At 59.9% G+C, this 3134-nt stretch carries 5 protein-coding genes and 1 pseudogene; all 6 read right to left on the reverse strand.

The annotated features are described in order from the left end of the window. Window positions 1-381: 381 nt before the first annotated feature. Window positions 382-579: a hypothetical protein gene (locus tag ACY48M_RS13085; RefSeq protein WP_462820739.1), complete on the reverse strand. Its 198-nt coding sequence runs from the start codon at window positions 577-579 to the stop codon at window positions 382-384. 41 nt (window positions 580-620) lie between these two features. Continuing rightward, window positions 621-1061 (reverse strand): annotated as a pseudogene (locus ACY48M_RS13090) (RHS repeat-associated core domain-containing protein); the annotation flags it as partial. Between the two features lie 230 nt (window positions 1062-1291). Then, on the reverse strand, window positions 1292-1489 hold the full coding sequence (locus tag ACY48M_RS13095; RefSeq protein WP_462820740.1) for a hypothetical protein: 198 nt from the start codon (window positions 1487-1489) through the stop codon (window positions 1292-1294). Continuing rightward, a complete protein-coding gene (locus ACY48M_RS13100; protein ID WP_462820741.1) occupies window positions 1486-1761 on the reverse strand; it encodes a hypothetical protein in 276 nt (91 codons plus the stop codon). The genes ACY48M_RS13095 and ACY48M_RS13100 overlap by 4 nt, the downstream gene beginning before the upstream one ends. Before the next feature lie 639 nt (window positions 1762-2400). Further along, window positions 2401-2580, reverse strand: a complete 180-nt coding sequence (locus ACY48M_RS13105) for a hypothetical protein (protein WP_462820742.1) — start codon at window positions 2578-2580, stop codon at window positions 2401-2403. Next, window positions 2571-3134: RHS repeat-associated core domain-containing protein (locus ACY48M_RS13110; protein WP_462820743.1), on the reverse strand; the 564-nt coding region annotated here is incomplete at its 5' end. The genes ACY48M_RS13105 and ACY48M_RS13110, both read right to left, overlap by 10 nt.

Raw genomic sequence — 3134 nt, forward strand, 5'->3', positions numbered from 1 at the left:
TCCAGGTGGGATGTACGACTTTGGATGCTGGTCCGGTCCGCGCTCGTGCCGGTGCCGCCGGCGGCAGTGTAGGAGTAGCCCACATCGGCCTTCACGACTGCGGAGGAGTCAGCCGCGGTGATGCGACTAAGAGTGGGAGCGCTAGAAGGGGAAGGACTGCGGGAAGAAGATTACGACTGAACGCACCAGCCACCGCCGCAGCTACCAAAGCGCGGCGGCGATAGTTCCGAGAACGAGCAGGACTGTGCGTTTACGCATCTGCGATTCTCCCATGCGGCGGCCCCTGTCCCTCTCCACGGCGCTGAGAGCAAGCAATGCGATTGCCCCAAGCGTTCCAATCACGGAACGTGCCAAGCGTCACCGATGACTACCAATCAGGAGCTAGTCCGTTTCATCACGCGATCCAAGAAGCAGCATGATCAGACCCCCAGCTATCCCGCCTGCTCCGAGGATGATCAAGAAGAATGCTAGGCCGCCCAAACCACCATTTATGTTGAGTAGCACGATGCCAAGAGCAAGGATGCCTAGGCCGAATGGGATGATCCGCCTGTACTGCTCTCTCTTTGGAAGTACGGTCATGCGAACGCCCTTTCTCTGACCCGGTGCGTGTCCGCGAAAAACTACTCGGGGAACGGTCCGCCCATCTGAGATGTAACCAGCGCTGATGCACCCACAGCTAGGGCACCGCAGAACCCCGTCGCCAGTAGGGAGGTGCCAGCGGTAGGAATCATGGTACCGGTGATAATTCCGAGACAGGTGCCTCCCACCATGAGCCCCAACAGGGCTCCAGTGGCATTCTGAACCAGTTCGTTTCCAAAGGCACCCCAGTTATACGAGGCCAGTCCAGTTGGGTCGCCTACCGAGACCGGACTGCACGCGGCATAAGGGTATGGGTTGGCTTCCTGTCCACTCGGGTCGAACTGAGTGAATCGTCCCAGACAAGCGTCGTAGTAGCGAGCACCGAGCTTGTAAAGTCCCGCACCACTGTCGTAATAGCCGCCGATGTAACGCAGGCTGTTCGTGCTGGGCGCAGTGCCAGTAGACGTGCTCCGCGCCTCCCCGTACGGGCTGTACGATTACCCCCCGAGCCAGCCTCCGGTGGTCGAGAACATCCCGATAATGCTGCCTTGGTGGTCGGTCGCGTCGCAGTAGCGAGACCCGCCGCCGAGACGGTTTGCAAGCGCTTCGCCGTCCGGCGTTCGGGTGAACGCTCGAAGTGCGCGTGCCACAAAGGGAAACACCTACGGGATGACCGACAACGAAAGACCGGCGTTAGTCGGCCTTCGATTGTCTATGGCGACTCGGTTGTATCGTCGTCCTTGAGTTTCGGGTTATTGTACTCGGCCACAACCGCTCGCCTCGATGCGATGACAGCGGCGACTGCAGCGATTAGGCAGATCACACCGAGGATGTACCAGCCCAATCCCACGAGGATGATGCCCAGCGCGCCTAGAGGAAACGCGAAGAGATATATGGTCTGCGTCTTCACGCGTCCTTCTCCGTCTCTAAATCCTGCTCCAGTGTCAGCGACTCGTTGTGCCGTGCCGCCGTTGTCTTGCGATGTGCCCACAACGCGATGCAGCCGTGCGTGACAAGCATGATGATGCCAATTCCGATGGCGGCATAGGCGATGAGCTCGGTCGTGCTCTCGATAGTCAATCCGAAGATGAGGAGTACAACTCCGGCGGCGGCACCAACGAGAGACCACTTCCGCCGCGACGCGTAGAGGAGGGACGGCTGGATCTCGACGGGATCAGACATTGGTGGTTGTCCTCTTAACGCAATTGCGGGCGCTAGCCCGGTTCCCCCCACTAACGGCGATACCGGGCCGGAAGGGACTCACTAGCTTCGGTCCCACTTGGACGGTCTGACATAGTATGCGAGGCATGCTGCACCGACGAGGGCGATTAGCCCCCCGATCAGCAGCACAAGTTCCCATGTCGGGGGACCGTCATCCAGGCGTAACAACGAGGCGACAATACCCATAAGAGCCATCGCTCCGAAAAAGATCGCCCATCCGAATATCTGCCTTTTAGTCACGAGTTCTCCTCCGAATCGACCGAGCCTAGCAAGCTAGGCCAAGCAATAAACCGGGAAGGCCGGTCGAGAAACTAATGGCTCCCGAGACTCCCACGACTGTGGCTGCCAGGCTGCCACCTCCAGTTGCTGGTGCAGCCACGAATCCGGCCGCGACAATCCCGGTCACTGTTGCGACCGTGGCAATTACCCCGAACACGTTCGCTGCCGTTTTCGCGCCGGGGGCGCAGGCAAGTCCGGTTGGGTCGGGCGTGAGGAACGACGCGGTCCGGGCTCGGGTAGTCCCGCCCAGAACGGCATCAACTGCCACGATCGCCGACCAAATATGCCGAGGAAGTCGCTCGTGCACGAAGACCGGAAGCTCTACTTCTTTGAACGAATCGCGACAAAAGCCCAGACGATTCCAAACCCAAACGCGGAGCCGGAGACTAGAAGACTGGGCCAAAAGCCCGCATCAGAGAACAGAAAGCCAACCGCGATCAATAGAAAAAGCGAGGCAATCAACGCCGCCGTTCGACGCGAGTAGGGCTTCTTTATCGACATGCGTTTATGGTATTCCCAACTTGGAGTACGGCGCCCGTCACAGCACCTATGTACAGCACGGTCACCCCGATGGTAGCTGGAGTGGCAGCACCTGCGGTGGTGATTGTGGCTCCGAGTGCTGCGCTCAGGAACACCGTCGCACCGATTGCTCCTCCTACCGCCATGATGGATCCGAAGATGCCGTTGCCGCAAGCTGATGGGGCAAGACCGCTCGGGTCGCTCTGCCCAACCGGATTGCAGGCAGCATAACCGTACGGGTTGGATTCTTGCCCACTCGGATCAAACTGGGTGAACCGCCCAAGACTTGCATCGTAGTACCGAGCACCAAGCTTGTAGAGCCCAGCGGCGGAGTCGTAGTAGCCACTGATGTATCGCAAGCTGTTCGTGCTCGGCGCCGTCCCGGTAGCAGTGCTCCGCGCTTCACCGTAGGGGCTGTACGAATACCCGCCGAGCCATCCTCCTGGGGTGGAGAACATCCCGATGACGCTGCCCTGGTGATCGGTGACGTAGTAGTACCGAGACCCGCCGCCGAGGCGGTTCGCGAGCGCTTCCCC

The sequence above is a fragment of the Homoserinimonas flava genome, assembly GCF_054969005.1.